The 18,915-nt window shown below is 66.0% G+C and carries 18 protein-coding genes; 10 read left to right on the top strand and 8 right to left on the bottom strand.

Annotated features, from left to right (window positions below):
- Positions 1 to 32: 32 nt before the first annotated feature.
- From VGN68_RS18370 to VGN68_RS18350, 5 genes are all read right to left on the bottom strand, one after another.
- Positions 33 to 707, bottom strand: coding sequence for an SRPBCC family protein (locus tag VGN68_RS18370; RefSeq protein WP_287406988.1), 675 nt, complete (start codon positions 705 to 707; stop codon positions 33 to 35).
- A gap of 227 nt (positions 708 to 934) precedes the next feature.
- The gene (locus VGN68_RS18365; RefSeq protein ID WP_327478805.1) at positions 935 to 1,591 is read right to left on the bottom strand and encodes a DUF6766 family protein; all 657 of its coding nucleotides are present in this window, start codon (positions 1,589 to 1,591) and stop codon (positions 935 to 937) included.
- Positions 1,572 to 2,249, bottom strand: a complete 678-nt coding sequence (locus VGN68_RS18360; RefSeq protein WP_327478803.1) for a PRC-barrel domain-containing protein — start codon at positions 2,247 to 2,249, stop codon at positions 1,572 to 1,574. Before VGN68_RS18360 ends, VGN68_RS18365 begins: the two co-directional genes overlap by 20 nt.
- A gap of 189 nt (positions 2,250 to 2,438) precedes the next feature.
- The gene (locus VGN68_RS18355; RefSeq protein WP_287406990.1) at positions 2,439 to 2,648 is read right to left on the bottom strand and encodes a hypothetical protein; all 210 of its coding nucleotides are present in this window, start codon (positions 2,646 to 2,648) and stop codon (positions 2,439 to 2,441) included.
- Positions 2,645 to 3,394: a Crp/Fnr family transcriptional regulator gene (locus VGN68_RS18350; protein ID WP_287406991.1), complete on the bottom strand. Its 750-nt coding sequence runs from the start codon at positions 3,392 to 3,394 to the stop codon at positions 2,645 to 2,647. Before VGN68_RS18350 ends, VGN68_RS18355 begins: the two co-directional genes overlap by 4 nt.
- Before the next feature lie 243 nt (positions 3,395 to 3,637).
- Here VGN68_RS18350 and VGN68_RS18345 point away from each other — a divergent pair, with 243 nt between their 5' ends.
- The 7 genes from VGN68_RS18345 (at position 3,638) to VGN68_RS18315 (ending at position 9,696) form a co-directional block, all read left to right on the top strand.
- Complete coding sequence (locus tag VGN68_RS18345) at positions 3,638 to 5,956, top strand: catalase (RefSeq protein ID WP_414713055.1); 2,319 nt, start codon at positions 3,638 to 3,640, stop codon at positions 5,954 to 5,956.
- Between the two features lie 26 nt (positions 5,957 to 5,982).
- Positions 5,983 to 7,101 carry a glycosidase gene (locus tag VGN68_RS18340; RefSeq protein ID WP_287406992.1) on the top strand — a complete coding sequence of 373 codons (1,119 nt, stop codon included), beginning with the start codon at positions 5,983 to 5,985 and terminating at the stop codon, positions 7,099 to 7,101.
- Between the two features lie 233 nt (positions 7,102 to 7,334).
- On the top strand, positions 7,335 to 7,625 hold the full coding sequence (locus tag VGN68_RS18335) for a hypothetical protein (protein ID WP_287406994.1): 291 nt from the start codon (positions 7,335 to 7,337) through the stop codon (positions 7,623 to 7,625).
- Between the two features lie 10 nt (positions 7,626 to 7,635).
- A complete protein-coding gene (locus VGN68_RS18330; RefSeq protein WP_287406995.1) occupies positions 7,636 to 7,962 on the top strand; it encodes a hypothetical protein in 327 nt (108 codons plus the stop codon).
- Complete coding sequence (locus VGN68_RS18325; protein ID WP_287406996.1) at positions 7,959 to 8,714, top strand: SDR family oxidoreductase; 756 nt, start codon at positions 7,959 to 7,961, stop codon at positions 8,712 to 8,714. The genes VGN68_RS18330 and VGN68_RS18325 overlap by 4 nt, the downstream gene beginning before the upstream one ends.
- Before the next feature lie 21 nt (positions 8,715 to 8,735).
- Positions 8,736 to 9,314: a hemerythrin domain-containing protein gene (locus tag VGN68_RS18320; RefSeq protein ID WP_287406997.1), complete on the top strand. Its 579-nt coding sequence runs from the start codon at positions 8,736 to 8,738 to the stop codon at positions 9,312 to 9,314.
- Positions 9,315 to 9,435: 121 nt separating this feature from the next.
- Positions 9,436 to 9,696 carry a DUF6894 family protein gene (locus VGN68_RS18315; RefSeq protein WP_287406998.1) on the top strand — a complete coding sequence of 87 codons (261 nt, stop codon included), beginning with the start codon at positions 9,436 to 9,438 and terminating at the stop codon, positions 9,694 to 9,696.
- Positions 9,697 to 9,709: 13 nt separating this feature from the next.
- On the opposite strand, the gene VGN68_RS18310 is transcribed toward VGN68_RS18315, so the two are convergent.
- Both VGN68_RS18310 and VGN68_RS18305 read right to left on the bottom strand, forming a co-directional pair.
- A complete protein-coding gene (locus VGN68_RS18310) occupies positions 9,710 to 11,017 on the bottom strand; it encodes a glycoside hydrolase family 130 protein (protein WP_287407000.1) in 1,308 nt (435 codons plus the stop codon).
- Positions 10,971 to 13,319 carry a glycosyltransferase family 4 protein gene (locus VGN68_RS18305; RefSeq protein ID WP_327478796.1) on the bottom strand — a complete coding sequence of 783 codons (2,349 nt, stop codon included), beginning with the start codon at positions 13,317 to 13,319 and terminating at the stop codon, positions 10,971 to 10,973. The genes VGN68_RS18310 and VGN68_RS18305 overlap by 47 nt, the downstream gene beginning before the upstream one ends.
- 400 nt (positions 13,320 to 13,719) lie before the next feature.
- On the opposite strand from VGN68_RS18305, the gene cphA reads away from it, so the two are divergent.
- Genes cphA through VGN68_RS18290 form a run of 3 tightly spaced genes read left to right on the top strand, consistent with a single transcriptional unit; the run spans position 13,720 to position 18,125 of the window.
- Entirely contained in the window at positions 13,720 to 16,449 is a 2,730-nt protein-coding gene (cphA, locus tag VGN68_RS18300; RefSeq protein ID WP_327478794.1) for a cyanophycin synthetase, read from the top strand.
- Complete coding sequence (locus VGN68_RS18295) at positions 16,442 to 17,305, top strand: isoaspartyl peptidase/L-asparaginase family protein (RefSeq protein ID WP_287407493.1); 864 nt, start codon at positions 16,442 to 16,444, stop codon at positions 17,303 to 17,305. The genes cphA and VGN68_RS18295 overlap by 8 nt, the downstream gene beginning before the upstream one ends.
- The gene (locus tag VGN68_RS18290; protein ID WP_287407494.1) at positions 17,295 to 18,125 is read left to right on the top strand and encodes a cyanophycinase; all 831 of its coding nucleotides are present in this window, start codon (positions 17,295 to 17,297) and stop codon (positions 18,123 to 18,125) included. The genes VGN68_RS18295 and VGN68_RS18290 overlap by 11 nt, the downstream gene beginning before the upstream one ends.
- On the opposite strand, the gene gntA is transcribed toward VGN68_RS18290, so the two are convergent.
- Entirely contained in the window at positions 18,102 to 18,788 is a 687-nt protein-coding gene (gene gntA / locus VGN68_RS18285) for a guanitoxin biosynthesis heme-dependent pre-guanitoxin N-hydroxylase GntA (protein ID WP_287407495.1), read from the bottom strand. The two genes, VGN68_RS18290 and gntA, sit on opposite strands and share 24 nt — an antisense overlap.
- Positions 18,789 to 18,915 lie beyond the last annotated feature (127 nt).

The raw sequence follows: 18,915 nt of genomic DNA, 5'->3' as shown, positions 1-18,915 counted from the left end.
CCTCGAGATATAGTGAGCTGAAAGGGGATGTTTCAGATGTGGGGCTTGGCGGGGCTCTCGGAGCTTCGCGCAGAGGGCGACGCATTGCTCGTCACTTCGCCGGTTTCCATGAGCTGCTTGAAGCGGTGCAGGTCGCGGCGCGCCTGCACCTCAGGCTCGCGCGGGAAGAGCTTCGCGGCGATGCGCCCCACCTTCCCGGCGGGCGGATCATAGGCGAGGATCAGGCTCACATAGGTGCCACGGCCGGCAGGCGCGTCGGTGAAGCGAACCTCGCCGCTGTTTGCGATGTCGGAAGCCGGCGTGCTTTGCCAGTAGATCGACTCGTCCTCGATGCGCTCGGTGATGCGGTTGACCAGCGTCACCTCCCGCCCCGCCGGCGCCTTGATCGTCCACTGCGAGACATCGTCGCCAAGATCGTCGACAGAAACGACATTCTCCATGAATTCTGGGAAACGCTCGGGTGTCCAGGCGGCGTAAAGGTCTGCGCGCGGGCGATTGATCAGCACCGACTTGCCGAACAGCGCGCGGGGCGATGCCTTACCGAGTGTCCAATGCGGCGCGTCGGTCGCGATTACCTCATCCTCCTCTCTCCGTCCGCGGCTAGCGCGGCGCTGCCAAAGCGCGGCACCGGTTGCGAGAACGGCGATGCCCGCGCCTGCAGCGGCGAGAAGCAGCGGGTCGGGAAGGTCAGTCTTGTGTCGGGGCATGGATCATCTCCCGCCCGGACAGGGGCCGGGCGTCATGTAGCGAGCGTCGGCGAAGCCGGCGCGGTGAGAGGGAAAGGCCCCGGCGACGGGGCGACGAACCTTTGACGCCCGCCTGGCGCATTTGTTCCGGCGTTCGGGCATTAAGTTGGCGCAGCGAGCGAACTTCAGGCCAGGCGTTCGGGCGACAAGGCACGTGAGCCCTCCTCTCGCCTCCTTGCCATGCGCCGTCACGAGCCCGTCTCCGCGTGCGGCGCCGCGACGGGCTTCGATTCGGGCGACTCTTTCTGGCGAAGGTAGATCGACAACAACACCAGCACGGCGGTGGATAAAAATTCGCTCTGCCAGTTCTGGAAGGATTCGAACCACAGACCGGGGTCGCCGAGATAGGCGAAGGTGGAAAGAGCGGCCTCGCCATGCTCGCGCGCTTCCTCGGCGGCGGCGCGCGCGCTTTGCGTCCAGTGAAGGATGAAGGAGGCAAGAAACAGCATGGCGAGCATTAGTCCGAGCGAGCGGGCATAGAGTGCACGCGCGAGCCGTCCCTTGCGCAAGACCGCCGGCGCGCCGGGCTTGAGCGCCTGTGCTGCCAGATCTGCGTCCCGTGGTGGTGCGTCCGGATCGCGCGATTCAGAGGAGCCGCGCTGAACGAGCATGGCCGTCAGCACAACATAGGCCGACATCTGGAGAAATTCGCTCTCCCAATTTTCGAACACGGAGGAAAGGAATTGCGGGCTGCCGCTATAGGCCCAGATCGACAGGCCCGGCTGGTGATGCCGCGCAGCGTCTTCGAGCGCGACGTGCCACCCGGCCACCCACTGGCCCACGATCGACGCCGCGAACAGCAGGAGCAGAACGATAGTAAGACCGTTATCCCTGAGCCGCGCCATAAGCCGCCTCCGTACCTAGACCCCGTAACCCCTCGACCGTGGCCGACGACGGCTGGCCCGCCGAAGGACCACTGGGTTCCCGTCCGCGCGGCAAACGCGCGGGCCAGGCTGCGCCGTCGAGTGGCTCGCGCTTCTCATATTCCGCCGCGCTCATCAGCAGCACGAGCCCGTCGGCATGACAGTCGAGCATCGTAGCGGGCACCGCGCGCAACGTCTCGTCGATGCCGCCTATTCCCCCGCTCGCGATCACGACATAAGAGAGGCATCCGCTCTCGCACTCGATCATCGCATCGACCGCCTGACCGATTTCTTCCCCGCGAATGTCGCTCACCGGAAGACCGCCGAACGCGCTCGCCGCGAAGAGCGATGGCGACGCGGCGAGCCGGCTGCGCTTCGCTGCACGCCGTGCGCCGTCCTCATATTCGCGCTGGCGGCCGAGCCAACGCCAGATGCCGACGAGGTTGACGAGCGTCAGAAACAGGTTGGTTGCAAGAAGGTTGGTCTGGCCCGATGTAAATCCGACCACCGACCAGGCGAGCGAGCCCAGCGTGAACACGACGAACCCCGTGCCGGTAACACGCGCGCCGAGATTGGCCGCCGTCATCATCGCTGCGATCATCGTCGCGGCAGGCGCGATCAGTCCGGCGGCCTCTTCCACGTTCGACGTCTCCCGGGTCCGCGGCGCCAAGTAGCGCAGCTCCGAGCAGAAACCCGCCACCGTACCGCCGCGTTCCCCGAGACGTCGGCAATGCAACTTCGATCAATGCGTTTGTCCCGAGCGCACAGCGCGCCGGGCCCTGCCGTCCCTGCAATACCCTCGCATCGCCCGCCGCACGCGGCGGGTTGATCAGCCAGTGCCTGAAGGGCGCTTGCCGGCGAGCTGCTCCTCTGCGCGCCGCGCCGCCTCGACGAGACTTTCGCCCGTGCTGCGTGCCGCCGCCGCGGTCATCGTAACCGCGACACCGTCGGGCCCATCGAGCAGGACCACGCCATCCTCGGCCGTGGCGACCCCGGCTTCGGTTTCGGGCGGCGGGGGCGAAGACAGTTCATGGGTCATCGGCGGGGCCTCTGGTCTGGGGGCGTCGGCGATGCGGGATCGTCGATATAGAGATAGGCGGGGTCGAACTGGCCGCGCCGCGCGAGTTTAGCGGCGTCGAGAATCTCGACCTTGCCGTTGCGGAAGATGCAAAGCCCTTCCTCGCGCAGATGGCGCACGACACGGTTTACATGCACGGTCGTCAGGCCGCAGATTTCGGCGACGTCGGCTTGTGTCAGCCCGAGATTGAACCGGCGCCCGTCACTCAGTCCCGCCGACTGAAGGCGCACATTGGTTTCGCAGAAGAAATGCGCGACGCGCCCGATGGCGTCGAGGCGGCCGAGCCGGAACAGCCAGGCGCGGTGGATCGCGGCGTCGAGCAAGGTCGCGAACCAGAGCTTGCGCGTGAGCTCGGGCATTTCTTCGGTGATGGCATCGAGTTCGGCGTGGGGGACGATCGCGATCGTCGCCGGGGTCATCGTACCCACATCATGGTCGAGGCGCTTGAGCGGATAGGCGTGTAGGTCAACGAAGTCGCCCGGAAGATGGATCGCGACGAGCTGGCGAAGACCGTTCCGGTCGTCGAGGTAGCGCGACATGATTCCTTCGACGAGGAGCGTGCTCTGATCGAGCCACTCGCCGGCGCGGGCAATGATTCTACGGGCCTCGACGGTCGATGTGGTGCTGACGGCGGCTTCGAGGCGCGCGCGTTCGCCGGCTTCGAGGCTTACCCCGCGACGGTCTCTCAAGAAGCGATCGGTTAACATTACTGACGTTCCCTGTTTCGTCCGAAATGCGTGAGCGGGCCTGCCCAACTGCGAACATTCCGAAAGCCCGGCAACCACACACAAGGGAAGCGGAATCGTCATGATCGAGGTTAATCGCAAACCCGGTCCAGCAACTTTCAAACCGCGAACTCGTTCCATGACCGGGTCCGGAGGGCGCGCTTGCACGCCTGCCGGCCGCATTCCGCCCTCCCGCCGCGCCCTTTAGAAAAAGCGAGACCCGATATGGCCAAATCCCCCGCCGCCCCCGCTTCCAGACGCCCGGGCGCCGCGAAGCCCAAGCCTGCCCGCGGCCCCAGCGCCGCTGCGATCGCGGGCAACGACCTAGGCGGAGAATCCGCAAGTAAAGCGCCGGTCTTTCCGTCCGATGCTCCGATCGTGCAGAGTTACGGCGAGGATCGGGGCAGCGGCGGCGAGACGCATCAGGCTCGCGGCGGTCACGCACCGCTCACCACCCAACAGGGTGTGCCCGTCGCCGACGACCAGAACAGCCTCAAGCAGGGCGCGCGCGGCCCGACCCTCCTTGAGGATTTTCATTTTCGCGAGAAAATCTTCCACTTCGACCATGAGCGCATCCCCGAGCGCGTCGTTCATGCGCGCGGCTATGGTGCGCACGGCTATTTCGAGCTCACCGACAGCCTCGCCGACGTCAGCCGTGCCGATATCTTCCAGCGCGTCGGCGAGCGCACGCCCGCTTTCGTGCGTTTCTCGACCGTCGCGGGGTCGAAAGGCTCGTTCGATCTCGCGCGCGACGTGCGCGGCTTCGCGGTCAAGCTCTACACCAAAGAGGGCAATTGGGATCTCGTCGGCAACAATATCCCCGTCTTCTTCATCCAGGATGCGATGAAATTCCCCGACCTCGTCCATTCGGTGAAGCCAGAGCCCGACCGCGCCTTCCCGCAGGCGGCGTCGGCGCACGACAATTTCTGGGATTTCGTGAGCCTGATGCCCGAGAGCTTCCACATGATCATGTGGGTGATGTCGGACCGCGCGATCCCGCGCTCGTTCCGCACGATGGAAGGCTTCGGCGTCCACACCTTCCGCCTGATCGACGCCAAGGGCAAGTCGAGCTTCGTCAAATTCCACTGGAAGCCCAAGCAGGGCCTGCAATCGGTGGTGTGGAACGAGGCCGTCAAAATCAACGGTGCCGACCCCGATTTCCATCGCCGCGACCTATGGGATGCCATCAACGCCGGCGATTTTCCCGAATGGGAACTCGGCGTCCAGCTGTTCGACGACGCCTTCGCGGACCGGTTCGAATTCGACATACTCGATGCGACCAAGCTCATTCCCGAAGAGCAGGTCCCGATCCGCCCGATCGGCCGCCTCGTTCTCGACCGCGTCGTCGACAATTTCTTCGCCGAGACCGAGCAGGTCGCCTTCTGCACCCAGAATATCGTACCCGGCATCGATTTCTCGAACGATCCGCTGCTCCAGGGCCGCAACTTCTCCTATCTCGACACGCAGATCAAAAGGCTCGGCGGCCCCAATTTCACCCATATCCCCATCAATGCCCCGAAGTGCCCAATGGCGCATTTCCAGCAGGACGGCCATATGGCGATGCGCAACCCCGTCGGCCGCGCCAATTACGAGCCGAACAGCTGGGGGCCGACCGATGGCGGCCCGCGCGAGGATCCCGCCCGCGGCTTTGCGAGCTTTCCAGAAGAGGCCGAGGGCGCCAAGCGCCGCATCCGGCCTGAGAGCTTCGCCGATCACTATAGCCAGGCGCGGCAATTCTTCGTCAGCCAGACCCCGGTCGAGCAGAAGCATATCGGCGACGCGCTCGTCTTCGAGCTGTCGAAGGTCGAACGCCCCGACATCCGCGCTCGCACCGTGTCGCATCTCCTCCACATCGACCGCGGCCTTGCAGCCACCGTTGCGGATGGCTTGGGGTTACCGCTTCCCGCGCCGGCCAAGGCCGCGAAAAAACCGCTTACCGACCTTCCCCCTTCCCGGCCGCTCAGCATCCTTCTCAACGGCCCGACGAGCTTCGCCGGCCGCAAGCTCGGAATCCTCGCGACAGACGGCGCCGATGCGCGGCTCTTCAAGGCGTTGACCAAGGCGACCGACGCCGCTGGCGCGGTCTGGGACCTCGTCGCGCCGAAGATCGGCGGAATTACGCTTTCGGACGGAACGAGCGTCGCGGGCCGGCACAAGATCGATGGCGGCCCGTCCGTGCTGTTCGACGCGGTCGCGCTGCTCCTCAGCGACGATGGCGCGGCGCTGCTTGCAGGCGATGCGGCGGCGAAGGATTTCGTCAGCGACGCCTTCGCGCATTGCAAATATATCGGGCACAGCGCCGAAGCGGCGCCGCTCTTCGCGGCCGCCGGCCTCGCCGACAAGCTCGACGAAGCCTGCATCGCGCTGGCGAAACCCGGCGATGTCACCGCCTTCCTCGATGCCTGCACGGCGCTTCGGCATTGGCCACGTGAAGCCGGGGTCGACCTCGACGCAAAAGGCCGCACGAAGGACGGCGGCGAGCCATCGGCATCGCCCAAGGCGGCGGCTCGGGCAGCGAAACCGGCTTCGAAGCCGGCACCTTGACCGACCGGCCCCAAGGAGCGGCGCCGATGCACTTCGCGACCGACCGGCTCGTCTTCGGCCCCGACGATGTCGACCTCTCGCGCTCGCCGCTTGCGGGGCAACTCGGCCGCGAAACCTATGTGCTCGGTGCCTTCAATCCGGGCCTGCTGCGCCTGCCCTCGGGCAATCTCCTGATGATGGTGCGCGTCGCCGAGGCGCTCCGTTCCCCCATCGAGGATGGCCATGTCCATTCGATCCGGTGGGAGGCAGGCCGCTACAAGGTCGACCGATGGCCGCTCGAGCTTTGCGACACGTCGGACCCCAGAAAGTTCATGGTGCGCGGCGGGAACTGGCGGGTCATGGCGTTGACGTCGCTCTCCTGGCTGCTCCCTGTCGAGCTCTCGCCCGACGGGCTGGAGATCGTCGCCGTCCACTACGACAAGGCGGTCGATCCGGGCGCCGATTTCCAATGCTATGGCGTCGAGGATGCGCGCATCAGCCGGGTCGGAAGGCGCTGGCTGATGACCACCTGTTCGGTGAGCCCCGAGCGGCACTCGACGACGCTCTACAGTTCGGCGAACGGCCTCGACTGGGTCTTCGAGGGGATCGTTCTCGATCATCAGAACAAGGACATGCTGATCTTCGAAGGCCTGATCGACGGCCGCTATTGGGCGCAGACGCGGCCGCTCGGCGACCTCTACTTCGCCTATCCGCCGGGTTCGGCGTGGCGCGCGGGTCCCTCGATCAATCTCGCGACGTCGCCCGATGCCCTGCACTGGAAGCCTCATGAGGCGCCCGGCATCCGTCCGCATGCCGACACGGTCGCGACCGCACGCATCGGCGGCGGCACACCGCCCATCCGCACCGACGCGGGATGGCTATCGCTCTGGCATGGCGTCGAGCCGAAAGAGATTGTCGGTATCTACCGCACCTACTGGTCGCTCCTCGATCTCGACGATCCCTCGGTGGTCCTCAGCACCGATCACCGCCCGCTCCTCGAGGCGAACCCCGAGCTTACCCGTCCACTCGAAGACAAGCTCTATATACGCGACGTCGTCTTCACGACGGGCATCGCCGATGGCGGCGATCATTATGTCGTCGCGTCGGGCGAAGCCGATCTCGCCTGCCGGATCACCCATGTTCCGAAGGCCTGTTTCGTTCACTGACCTGCGCGGGAAGACACGGCGCGACATGCTGCGGACACGGATCGGCGAGCGGATAATTTTCCTCGTTCCGGCAAACGGCAGCCCCTTACCCAGCTTGGATTGAGGCATCCCCCGCTGCGGCAGGCACTAACAGCGCAACATTTGTTAATCGGCTCGGTCCGGCAGCAACTTTAGAGCCGCCCCCCCGTTGCCCTTTCAGACTTCCTGATTTTCTCGCAAGATGGAGACAGACCATGTCGCATACAATGACGGCGCCCCGGCGCTCTTCGGGTTTCGGTAAACTGCTCGGCATCGGCGTCCTCGGTGCGCTTTTCTGGTTCACGCGCAAGCAGGCGCCGGCCGACACAAAGGACGATGGCCATTCGGCCGCCTTCGCCGATGGCGAGACGCATCCCGAGAATTTCGACCAGACCCGCTCGGCGGGGCCGGAGGGCATGCGCGACGAAGTCCGGCGCGAATGGGATCGCGTCGACCAGGCAGCCGACGAATCCTTTCCGAGCAGTGATCCGCCGGGCCACTATTGAGGCGGGGACAATGAGCGCTCGCCTCCCAGATCAACTATCCGCGATGACGTCGGACGCCAGCCCTGCGCCTCCGGGCAAACCTACGCTCACGCTCCACTATGACGAGGATGATATCGGCCTCGAGAAGCGCTTGCTGTTCGAGGCGGAAAACCCAGCCGGTGCGCTTGAAATCGCCGCGGGCGAAGCAGCGGGGCGCACTGCACGCCTTTTCGTTGACGGCATGCCGCTCTGCAGCCTGCTCAAGGCCGACGAGGACAATCCCTACTGGATCGTCGCCGCGTCGGCGGCGAGAACGAGCGACGATCCCATCTCCAAGTCTACAGAGGAAGTGCCATGATCGACGAAGCCGACGCGCATACCGAGGCTCCCGAGATCAAGGGCCGGCGGGCGATCATCACCGGCGGGACGACCGGGATCGGCCGCGCGATCGCAGTCCTGCTGGCAAGCTATGGGGTGAGAGTATTCATCTGCGGCCGTACCCCCGAGCATCTGGACGATGCACTGCAGCGCATACGCGAAGTGGGCGAAGGCGACGGCATCAATGTCGATCTTTCGGTTGCGGAAGACGTCGACCGGTTTTTCGAGGCGGCGAGAGACTATCTCGGCGAAATCGATATTGCCGTGATCAACGCCGCCGTGCCCGCAGCGGCGCTCGCCGACGCCGGCGAGAGCGAGACGCGCTACCAGCTCGAGACCGATTTCACCGCCTATCTCATCTGCGCCCAGGAAGCGGCGCGCTGCATGTCGGCGGGTAGCGATATCATCGTGATCGGGTCGATGACGGCCGTGTCGCGCGGTCCGGGCAGCTCGATCTACGTCGCGGCGAAGAGCGGCATCCAGGGCTTCGTCCAGTCGTTTCGCAAGGAACTCGCCGAGCAGGATATCAAGGTCGGGCTGATCGAGCCGGGGTTCACCGGCGCCGACTTCCAATATCCCGAATTCCCGCCCGAGAAGCAGAAAGAATTGATCGGCAAGCATCAGATGCTTCGCGCCGAGGACATCGCGGTCGCCGCCCACTTCATGCTCGTCCAGCCGCGGCGCACTGCGGTATCGCTCATCCGCGTCGAAACGCGGCTCGACCATCCCTGACTTTACGAAGGAACCTTCCCCATGTCCCTCAACATTATTACGAGCGCAGGCCGGTCGTCCGGAAACCCGGCCCTCCTCTTTGCTGCGGCCGCGGCGGGATTTGCCGTCGGCCTCGTCGCCAACTTCGGCCGAAAGGCCGCGGTGCAGAGCCTCACGGCACTCAAAGGACAATGGGACGAGGGCCTCAAGGCGGAACACCGGTTGACGATGAACCTCTTCGACGCGCTCGAAGCGACCGACGAGAGCGACGTAAAGAAGCGCAACACGCTCCTTGTCCAGCTCCAGCACGCGCTCGCAAAGCACGCTTTCGAAGAAGAGAATGTCGTCTATCCGGCGATGCGCGATCATGGCCAGATCGAGGATGCCGACAAGCTCGTCCACGATCATGGCTATGTGAAACAATATCTGTTCGACCTTTCCGAAATGGACGCCGCCGATCCCGCCTGGATGGCCAAAGTCCGCGAATTTCGGGCCGAGATCGAAGCGCATGTCGAGGAAGAGGAGCAGCGCCTCTTCCCCCGCCTTAAGGCAGCGCTCGGCGACGCCGGCAACAAACACGTGACTGCGGTGATGAACAAGGCTGGATTTGCCGCTGCCTGAGCGGCATAGGCGGGCGTGAGGCCCGCCCGATCGCCACGTGTCGTGGTGCAGTGACGAAGGGGCGGTGGCCGGATCGAAACCCTCGGCAGACTTGTGAGTTGCCGAAGGTGGGAGAAGTTGGATGCCCCGTTATTATTTTCACAGCAGCAGCGGCAAGCGCGAAGTCGACGATGAAGGCGTCGATCTTCCCGATACGGCAGCGGCCCGGGTCGAAGCGGCCCGCTATGCGGGTCACCTCCTCGGCGACAATCCCGAGCTCATCAACGATGTCGATACGCTCCGGATCGAGGTGACCGACGAGGATGGCTGCCTGTGCTGCGCCGTGTTGATCGCATCGGTCGACGCCAGGCGTAAAATCGAGCGTCCCGCGCCCCCGAAATAACCCGGATGGCCGCCTAGCGCATGCTCGCGAGCAGCCGCTCGATCGGTGTCGTCGCAAAGCCGATCGCACTGTCCGAAATCCCGTAAGGAATGAACAGGTCGCCGCCGACGCGCATCGCGCCGCAGGTGTAGACCACATTCGGCACATAGCCTTCGCGATCGCTCTCGGCGGCCGAGAGGATCGGGCATTCGGTCCGCGCGATGAGCTTCGTCGGATCGTCGCGGTCGAGCAACGCCGCGCCAAGGCTGTACTTGCGCATCGCGCCCACACCGTGGGTGAGGAGGATCCAGCCTTCGTCGCATTCGATCGGGCTGCCGCAATTGCCCATCTGGACCAGCTCCCACGCATAGGCCGGACGCATCAGGATCTGACCCTCATCGTCCCAGTCGGTCAGACTGTCCGACGCGATGATCGTGATGTTCTTCCCGTCCTGCCGCGCGATCATGAGATAGCGGCCGCCGACCTTGCGCGGGAATAGCGCCATACCCTTGTGGCGCGCGGCGCGTCCCGAGAGAGGTTCGAGCGAAAAGCCCGAGAAATCGGTCGTTCGCAAAAGCTCCGAACGGATCGCCTGCCCCGAATAGGCGGTATAAGTACCGATATATTCGGTGCGGCCGTCGTCATGAACGAAAGGCACGAGGCGCAGATCTTCGATGCCGCCGCGCTGCGCCTCGGTCATGGGAAAGAGAACACTGTTCGAGATCGCGCTGTCCGGCTGCCGGTGCACATCCACCCGTCCGTCGTCGCCGAGCCGGTGGCGGTCGTCGGCGACCGCCGCCATCGCGGGGCCAGACTGCGGCCACAGCGTGAAGTCGCCGCCCTCGCCGATGATCCCCTCGCGGAACGCGACCGAGCTGATATGGCCTTCGCCCACCGCGCGCATCGACATGAGAAAGCGCTGCTGGTCGGCACCAAGCCCGCTCTGGTCGGGATGCGGGACCACGCTCGGGTTCATGAGCGCGGCGGCGGCATAGCTATATTCGTGACAGAAATAGGCACCGATCAGGCGCCGCTTGACCGGCGAGACGCCCGCCGGATCGAGCTCCAGGTCTTCGGCCACCTCGGCGTAGCGTTCGTCGAAGATGCGCCCGATCTGCCAGTGGCGCTCGGAAAAATCCTTCCATACGAGGCCGAGCTGCGCCTCGGCCTCCTCCTCGTCCATCGCCAATATGTCGCCGGCGAGCTGCGCCGCCCGCGAGGGTTCCGAGACATTGGACTGCCAGGCGAGGTGGAAGGGCCTGAGCACGACCCGCGAAGGGTCGGCAGCAAGCTTTTCATGAAGAATGTGCAGCGGCGTGTGGTTCGGATTGCAGATCAACATCGCTGGCGCTGGTGTCCTTCGCTATCCCCCGCGTCCAGAATGTATCGGCCATCGCGCGGTGCGCAAGGTGAAAAGCCAGCGCGGACTCGGCCCCGACATTCGAATTGACCCCGTGACGGGTCAGCCCGTCGCAGCAGCGCCCAGTCGCCGACGTCGCGATCACCGCGCCGCGGTCATTCGCGCCGAGGAACCAGCCATAGGCTCGTTCCGCGCGGTCATGCCAGCGCAGCTTGCCCGTCAACCGGTAAGCGGTGGCGGCGGCATCGACCGTCGCCCAGGCTTCGAGCGGCTGCTGGTCGAACGGGAAAAGCTCGCCCTCGGCACCGAAGCCTTCGCAGCCCATCGGGCGGAAATGCCCCTCGCTGCTCGTCTGGATATCGCAGAGCCAGTCGAGCACCCCGATTCCCGCCTCTTCGACAGGCACCGATTCGAGCCGCCTGCCGGCACGCAGGAGCGCCTCGGCCAGCCGCGCATTGTCATAGGCGAGCATAGGTTCGAACCACTCCCAGCCGCTCCGCCGCGCGCTTCGCCAGAGCGCGTGCAGAAAGGCGCCGCCGCGCTCGACGATCGCGGCTGCCTCGCGGTGGTCCGGCCCCCGCGCCAGCAATTCGTCGGCTCCCAGCAGTGCGAAGGCGATCGCGCGAGGACTCTTGAGGTCGGCCGCCAGCGGGGCCGCGCGCCCGAATAGATCGGCGCACCACGCGCGAAGCTCCGGCGTGCGCGCATGCGCCGCGCCATGGCCGAGCGCCCAGAGGGTGCGCCCGTTGCTGTCCTCGGAGCCTTCGTCCTCGAGCCAGCGTCGGTCATAGGCCATGAAGTTGCGAAAACGCCCGCGATCGGGGTTCCAGCCGTGATGAAGGAAGGCGGCGTAGCGCGCGAAAAGGAGGCCATATTCCTCCTCGCCGAGTGACGGGCTCGCATTGACGAGCATCAGCGCGCGCGCATTGTCGTCGATGCAATAGCCGTGGTTCCGGTCGGGGATGAGCCCCGTTCCATGCTGCAATATGCCGACATCGTCCGAGAGCGCGCGGATCGCGGCGAAGGAGGGAAACATCCGCCGCGGCTCGCGCCGCGCCGGCACCGCCGCCACTTCTTCGATCAGCGATGCGAAGCGCGCCGCGATCGCCGGCCAAGCGGTAGACCGGCCGCGCGCATAGGCGCGCTCTTGCAGCGCGCGCCGTTCGCCCGGGTGCGCGAGCAGGAGCAGCACGGCCTCGGCGATCGCAGCGCTGTCGGCGCCGCCCAGGAGGATGCCCACATCATCGGCGAGCAGCTCGCGGGCATGGACGAAGGGCGTCGAGACGACCGCGCGGCCGAGCGCCACGGCATAGGCGAGCGAACCAGAGGTGATCTGCGCGAGATTGGGATAGGGCGCGAGATAGATGTCGCACAGTTCGATCTGCTCGAGAAGTTCGGGCAGGTCGAGGAAGCGGTTTTCCCAAGCGATATTGCCCGTAACGCCAAGCTCTTCGGCGAGATCGGCCAAGCTCTGCCGATAGGCCTCACCCTCGGCCGCGACGAGGTTGGGATGGGTCGCGCCGACGATACGGTAGAGAATGTCGGGATATTGCGCGGCGATGGCGGGCAGCGCGCGAATTGCCGCCTCGAGACCCTTACCCGGCCCGAGGAGGCCGAAGGTCGAAACGACCGGGCGGTCCGCAAGGCCCAGCGCCGCACGAAGCGGCGAGCATTCGGCAAAGGCCCGGTCGGGCGTGCCATGTTCGATCAGCTCGATGCGCTCCGCTTTAGCGCCATAGACGCCGATCAGCGTCTCGCGGCCGAAGTCGCTCATCACGACGAGCTTCGACGCCTTCGCGACGAGATGCTCCATCACGCGCCGCTGGTCGGCGCCGGGCTCGGCGAGGATGGTGTGAAAGGTGACTATCAGCGGCGCCGCCACCCGGTCGACGAGACCGAGCACCATATCGCCCGCCGGTCCGCCGAAGATGCCGAATTCATGCTGGAGCCAGACGGCGTCGGCGCCGCTCGCATTTATCGCCTCGGCGGCGGCGCGATAACTTTCGGCATCGCGCTCCTCGATTGCGCGGGCGGCGGCAGCGTCGCTGGCATCGCCCGCTCGCGCCGCCATGGCATAGACATCGATCGCCATATCGGGGCGCTCGGCCTTAAGATGGTCGTAAATGTCGGCGGTGAAGGTCGCGATCCCGCACTGGCGCGGGCGGAAGCAGCCGATTAGTGCGAGGCGCCTGGCGCGTGCGGCGATCCCCGCGACGGGACCGCTATGGCGGCTTTCTTCATTGTCGAATGCGGTGAGGAAACTGGTCTCGCTGTCGAATTTCATCGTTATGCTTTCTGTCCGGTCCCCCCGAATGAAGAACAGGCGCGCGCATCGACCTTGCCTTTCCTCCCTTCGAGACGGGTCGCTCATGGGGAACGGTCGAGTCCTGAGGACGCGCCCGGTCTGGCAGAAGATGCGTCATCGCCTGCCTACCCAACGCGTCCCCACGGGCGCGGTTGCCGGCCCGCCGGAAACAATCGCCATAATCCAGGTTAACCCGCGCAACCGGGCGCCAGCCGCTGGCGTTGGCAGCAGCAGGATCAGACCCAAGGACAAACATGCCGCCCGCGCTCCCCTTCCCTTCCGGCCTTCCCCATTGCGGCGGCACCGCCTCCCGGTCTGCCGTCCGAACAGCGTTCGAGGTCCGGAGCCTGCGGTCGCTGCGCTGCGCAAGGCCGGCGCGTTGACCTCCGCTTCGCTGCGGGTGCTCGAACGCTCCGTCTATGGCGGCCCCAACCTCTACAGCCGGCGTCCGATGATCCGCATCCGCGTCGACCTCGGGATACTCGACCAATATCCCAGCGATCGTCTTCCCGGACTTGGCGAAGCCTTGCGATCCCTGCTCCCCGGTCTCGCAGACCATGGCTGCAGCTATGGCGAGCCCGGCGGTTTCTTGCGCCGGCTCGCCGAAGGAACCTGGCTCGGACATATCATCGAGCATGTCGCGATCGAACTGCAGACGAAGGCCGGGGCAGCGGTCACCAGGGGCAAGACGCGCAAGGTTCGCGGCAAGCCTGGCCAATATGACATTCTCTATTGTTATGCCGATGCGCCGAGCGGCCTTGCCGCCGGGCGCGCCGCGATCGAACTGGTGGACGCGCTTCTCCCGGCCGCGATGCAGGGCGCGGCAGGACTCGATCGCATCGCACCCGCGCTGGACAGCCCTGTGGTCGATATAGAAGCGAGGGTGAGCGCACTTCGAGCGATCGTGCGCAAGAACGGGCTCGGACCCAGCACCGCAGCGCTCGTCGCCGAAGCGCGGCGTCGGCATATCCCGGTCTTCCGGCTCGACAAGGCCAGCCTCATCCAACTCGGCACCGGCCACCGTCAGCGCCGCATTCGCGCGAGTGTGACCGGCGCCACATCGCTCATCGGCGCCGAACTCGCCGCGAACAAGCAGGCGGCGAAGGAAATGCTAGCGAGTATCGGCATCCCGGTGCCGTACGGCGAACTCGTGCGGACGGCGTCCGAAGCGGAGGGCGCCGCGACAAAACTCGGCTGGCCGGTTGTCGTCAAACCCCTCGACGGCAATCAGGGCCGCGGTGTCACCACTGGTGTCGCCGACGATGGCGCGCTCCGGAATGCCTTCGAACGAGCGCAAGCCAGCGCGTCGCGCGCCATCGTCGAGCGCCAGCTCATCGGCACCGATCACCGCATTCTTGTCGTCGGAAAAGCGGTGGTCGCGGTGGCCGAGCGCGTCGCCGCGCATGTGACCGGCGACGGCAGGAGCAGCATCTCCAAGCTGATCGAGGCGGTAAACGATGATCCGCGCCGCGGCGTCGGTCATGAGGCCGTCCTCACCCGGATCCGCATCGACGCCGCGCTGGAGGCCTTGCTTGCCGAGACGGACCTCACGCTCGCAAGCGTTCCCGAAGCCGGCGAGATCGTCATGCTTCGCGGTGCGGCCAATCTCTCGACCGGCGGCAGCGCGATCGACCGGACCGACGAGATCCACCCCGACAATGCGGCGATGGCGATTGACGCCGCCGCCATACTCGGCCTCGACGTCGCCGGCGTCGACATGATCGTACCCGATATCGCGAAAAGCGCCCGCGAAACGGGTGGAGGCATCGTCGAAGTCAATGCCGCGCCCGGGCTTCGCATGCATCTTGCGCCGTCCGAAGGGACAGCGCGCGACGTCGCGCGGCCGAACATCGCCTCGCTCTTTCCGAAGGGAAGCAAGAGCCGCATCCCCGTCTTCGCGGTCACCGGGACGAACGGCAAGACGACGACCGTGCGCATGCTCGCCCGGATCCTCGAAGAGCATGGCCTCACCACCGGCTTCACCTGCACGTCGGGCGTCTATGTCGGCGAGACCCGCAGCACCGGGGGCGACGCAAGCGGCCCGAAGAGCGCGCGCATGCTCCTGCGCCATCCGCGGGTCGAGGCGGCAGTCCTCGAGACCGCGCGCGGCGGAATGCTGCGCGAGGGCCTCGCCTTCGATGCATGCGATGTAGGCGCGGTCCTGAACGTCACGGCCGACCATCTGGGTCTCAAGGGGATCGAGACGCTCGCCGATCTCGCGCGCGTCAAAGCGATCGTCGCCCGCAACGTCAAGAAGAGCGGCGCCTGCGTCCTCAATGCCGCCGACCCGCTTACGATAGGCATGGCGCGCCGCGTACGCGGCCGAATCGTCTGGTTTACCGGCGGCGCGGCATCGGATGCGCTGACACCGATCGACATGCATCGTAAGAGCGGCGGCTTGGCAGTGAGCTGCGAGTGCGGAACGCTGATGCTGCACCGGGGCGGCGAAACCTTGCCGATCATCCCCATCGCGAATATACCCGCGACGCTGGACGGCGCTGCCCGGTTCAATATCGAGAATGCCGCTGCAGCCGCCGCGATGGCAGCGGCCTATGGAATTGCTCCCGGCACGATCGCCGCCGGCCTTGCATCCTTTCGTCCGAGCTTCGAGGATTCGCCGGGGCGCCTCAGCCTTACCGAGGCGCACGGCGTGCGGATCGTCGTCGATTATGCCCATAATCGCGCCGCGCTCACCGCACTCGGCGACCTGCTCGCCTCGATGCGCGGCGAGAGCAATGCCCGGGTAATCGGAATGATCGGCATCCCGGGCGATCGGCGCGATTGCGATCTCGTCGATATCGGCGCCCTCTCGGGCCGGATGTTCGATGTGCTGATGCTGCGCGAGAATGTCGACCTCAGGGGACGTCCGCCCGGCGAAGCCAATGCCCTGATGCGCGAGGGCGCCCTCGCGGCGGGACTCGATGCGGCGGCGATCGGCCTGCACGACGGCGAGTATGACGCGGCGGCGGCGTGCCTCGCGGCCGCGCGGCCCGGGGACATCGTCGTTCTGACCCCGACCGACGTTGATGGCATATGGAGACTCGTCGAAGCTTGGGCGTCCGACTCCGGCCCCGAGGACGTGCGATTGCTGCAGGCGGCGAATGGCTGACGGCCGCTGGTCAATCGCCGTCCATGGCGGAGCGTGCCGGATCCCTGCCGCGTTGCAGGTGCCGCGCCGCGAGGGATGCGCAGCGGCGCTCGAGGCCGGCAGATCGATATTGGAGCGTGGCGGTGGAGCGCTCGAGGCGGTCAAGACGGCGGTCTGCCTTCTCGAGGACGATCCGCTGTTTAACGCCGGCCGTGGGTCGGTGGCGAATGCCGACGGCGAGGTCGAGATGGACGCGGGCATCATGGATGGCGCAACGCTCGACGTCGGCGCCGTCGCGTGCGTGCGTTTCCTCTACAATCCTGTCGAGGCGGCGCATGCCATGCTTCGCGAGCCCCCAATCCTCCTCGTGGGCGCCGGCGCCGAAGCGTTCGCAAGAGCGCACGGCATCGCGGAATGCAAGGAAGCCATGCGTCCGGCCGCCCCATGCGGAAGCGGCCATGATACGGTTGGCTGCGTAGCGCGCGACCGCGAGGGACATGTTGCCGCGGCCACGTCGACCGGGGGTCTCGCCGGCACGCTCGCTGGCCGCGTCGGCGACGCACCGCTTCCCGGCTGCGGCTTCTACGCCGAGGACGGTATCGGCGCGGTATCGCTGTCGGGCGACGGCGAGGCGATCGCGCGGACGCTGCTTGCGGCGCGCGTGATGCGCGCGCTCGAAACCATGAACGCCAGTGCGGCGGCGGCAGCGATCTTCAAGCCGATGGCGCGCCTCGGAGCCGAGGCGGGCGTCATCCTTCTCGACCGCGACGGCGCGATCGGCATCGCACACAACAGCCCGCATTTTGCCGCCGCCTATGCGCGCGAGGGATTGGCCCCGGTTTCCGCCATCGTTTGGGATAACGAACATGCCAGATAGCCGCGGCCCCCTTTTCGTGATCGGCGGCCATGAAGACAAGGACGGCAGCCGCCAGATCCTCGCCGCAATCGCGGCGGAACTCGGCGAAGGCACGCTCGTCATCGCGACCATCGCCAGTGCGAAGCGCGAGGGATATTTCGAGGCCTATTGCGAAGGCTTTGCCCCACTCGGGATCGGGCGGCTGGTGGAGCTTTACCTCGACGATCGGGAGCAAGCCCGGGATCCGGCGCGCGCGCGTATGATCGACCAGGCCGGCGGTATTTTCTTTACCGGCGGCGACCAGTCACGCCTCATGAAGCTGACCGAAGATACCCCGATCGCGTCCGCCATTCGCGCGCTACACGAACGCGGAGGGCTTATTGCCGGGACATCGGCGGGTGCCTCGGCGCAAGGCGAGACGATGCTCGTCGGCGGAGGCGGCGAAGAAACGCCGCGCGTCGGCGACATCGAGCTGGCGCCGGGACTTGCGCTCATCCCCCAGTGCATCATCGACCAGCATTTTGCAGAGCGCGGGCGCATCGGGCGGCTCATCGGCGCGGTCAGTCGCCGTCCCGATTGCCTCGGAATCGGGATCGACGAGGACACGGCGCTCCGGATCCAGACCGGAACCGCGCGGGTAATCGGAAGCGGCGGCGTCACCATCGTCGACGCCTCGCGGGCAAGCCATGGCAATGCAGAAAGCGCAAGGTCCGGCGATATCGTATCGCTTCACGGCGCGACGCTTCATGCGCTCGGCGACGGGGAGGGTTTCGACCTGGCGGCCCGCCGCCCCGTAAAAGTGACTGGGCAAAGGCGATCAGCTGGCCGCACTACGCCCTGAGAAGGGACAGCGCCAATCGGGTCCGACGGCCCGCCCCGAATATTGCCGCGCCTCGGACACATCGCCATGACGGGCGAGCATGGGATTCGCGCTGCCGGCCAGGGCGATGTCGCGTGCGATGATCTTTCCGCGCATCGTCTCATAGACGTCGGTCTCGCGCAGTTTCTCGAACTGGTCGTGAAGGTTGAACACCAGCGCGGGGCGCTCGAAGCGGCGCGCGGGACGGCTCGCTTGGGGGTGGAGGCCGACAACGAAAAAGGCCTCGCCGCCGAAGCTCAGCGAGAAGTGCGGATCATCGGGGCTGTGACTGACGCGTGGATCTGGCGGCTGCCCTGCCCAGTCGTCCTTCCGGCTGAGCGAGTCGAGCCGATCCCACAGGCATGTTTCAAACCCTTCCTCGTCGAGCCCGCCATCCTCCTCGAAGATCACCACGAGGGAATGGAAGAGGCTCGGCGAGCGCGCATAACTCCAGGCGAGATCGAGGAGATTGGGGTAGATGCGCAAATCGTCCCATGCCGAGCGCATGTCGCGGCCGACGACGAAGCGGATCTGGCTTCGCGCCAGTGCAGACTTCGCTCCCACGCAAGGAAAATCCGTGGCGCGGATGAAGTCCTCGAAGCGTTGAGCCAGAGGATGGGAGCTGTCGTCGGTTGGCGGTAGCATGCTGCTGAAACCGCCCCCTCTCGCCGCGGTTGCAGCGAGTTAACCTGGGTTGCGTCGATTCCGCCGACGCCGCCTCGCCGCCCCGCACGCTGTCGACAAGCGGTCGGCATGGAGATGGATTCAGATT

The sequence above is a fragment of the Sphingopyxis sp. genome, from assembly GCF_035998965.1.
Lineage (GTDB): Bacteria > Pseudomonadota > Alphaproteobacteria > Sphingomonadales > Sphingomonadaceae > Sphingopyxis.
Note: the sequence above shows the minus strand (reverse complement) of the source record. Positions and strands in the feature narration are given on the sequence as shown.